Here is a 1,872-nt window from a genome sequence, read left to right as displayed (position 1 = left end):
TTTATGGTACAAAAACCTGATGTAAATTTCAATGAAAATGTTAATAATTTTAATGAAAACATTAAAATTGAAATTTTCGATTATCTATATGACAATCATCCACCCAGTGATTTAGATATATCATTATCAACTGTATCCAAGCGTGATAGCGTTTGGGACACCCACAGAAACGATACAGCCGATGTTAGCGACATATACGCACTAAACGCTGAATTTGAGCGTTATGGCGAGCGTATGGAGTTCTGTAGCGGTTGGTTGAAGTTTGGGAAAGCTGAAAGCGGTTTTTTGCTCAAGGAAGCTAATTTTTGCCGTGTTCGGTATTGTCCTGTCTGTCAGTGGCGTAAATCTTTGTATTGGAGAGCGATGATGTACCAAAAATATGATGATATGCGTTTGGCGTATCCTACACATCACTTTCTCATGCTCACGCTTACGGTCGAAAATCCGCATATTACTGACTTACGCTCCACACTTCAAGAGATGAATAAGGCTTGGCAACGCCTAATCAAGCGTAAAGAGTTTGGTGTTGTTGAGGGTTGGATACGCACTACTGAAGTTACCAGAGACAAGGTACGCCCGAACACCCACGCACACCCACATTTCCACTGTCTGCTAATGGTTAAGCCAAGTTATTTCGGCAAAGGGTATGTCGTTCAAATGGATTGGGTTCGCCTGTGGGCTGACTGTTTGCGTGTGGACTACTTGCCCAATGTAGATATACGAGTCGTTAAGAAAAAGGGCAAGAAAAAGGGCGAACCACTGACTTATGAAGATATTAAGAAAGGCATTGTCGAAACGCTCAAATATGCGGTTAAGCCTGCGGATATCAAGGGCGACGATACTCCAGAAAGTTATGAATGGTTCTATGAACTCACACGCCAAACGCACAAACTGCGATTTGTGGCCACTGGTGGAGTGTTAAAAAATGCACTCAAAGAAGACGACAATATTACTAATCAAGATATGATTAAAGCTGGCGATGATACCGATGAAATGGACGAAAAAACAGATAAAAAACGATTGAATTTCACATATTACAAATCCAAAAAGGGCTATATCTACAATCCAAAATTTAACGAATAAAGCACTAACCAAGTACATAAAATGCACTTACAAAAACCGTCCGATTTGGGCGGTTTTTTTTGGGGGTTCAAAGGGGGTTTTTGCCCCTTTTTGCCAGCGTGATTGAGTATCCCAGAGGGTACTCAAGCTATGCTGGCTTAGACAAAATAACTCATAAAAATCGGAGTAAGATTTTACAACCCACCCCCCCAGCGTTTCACTCATGGTAATGAGTGTCCAGTTAGTAGTTTCTCATACCATAGCTTGACTTCGTCTCGCAATGATGAGAAACTAACTGGACGAAAGGGAGCAATCCCCCCTTTCGAAACCCCCCAAAAAAAAACCGCCTATCTGGGCAGTTTTTTGTGATTGTGCAGGAAGTGCCATCGTCTTACATGGTTAAAAAATTCATACCTATGTCATGGGTCAAGGTGGAGATTTTTTGCAACGCAAAAAATACTACCTTGACCCATGACATAGGTATGATAAAAAACCACCATGTAAGCGGTGGCACGATAGTTTTTTTAGGGGAAAAATGGGGTGTTTTTTGGGGTCTTTCGCCTTGTATTTATACATTAGGGATAACTAGCGGATATTTTTTCATAGATTTTTTTATGTTAAACCTTGATATATCAAGGCTTTGACTATTGACAAGGCATAAAAAAACCGATAAATTGTGGATTGTCGAGATCAACAATTTAATCGGTTCTTTTTATGGTACAAAAACCTGATGTAAATTTCAATGAAAATGTTAATAATTTTAATGAAAACATTAAAATTGAAATTTTCGATTATCTATATGACAATCAT

Annotated in this window: 1 protein-coding gene; it reads left to right on the top strand. The window is 39.3% G+C overall.

Annotation, left to right across the window (positions count from 1 at the left end; genetic code table 11):
• On the top strand, nt 1-1,083 hold a 1,083-nt coding region (locus U9670_RS08665; protein WP_323843774.1), incomplete at its 5' end, for a protein rep.
• Between the last annotated feature and the right edge of the window lie 789 nt (nt 1,084-1,872).

The sequence above is a fragment of the Moraxella tarda genome (assembly GCF_035181405.1).
Taxonomy (GTDB): Bacteria; Pseudomonadota; Gammaproteobacteria; order Pseudomonadales; family Moraxellaceae; genus Moraxella.
Note: the sequence above shows the minus strand (reverse complement) of the source record. Positions and strands in the feature narration are given on the sequence as shown.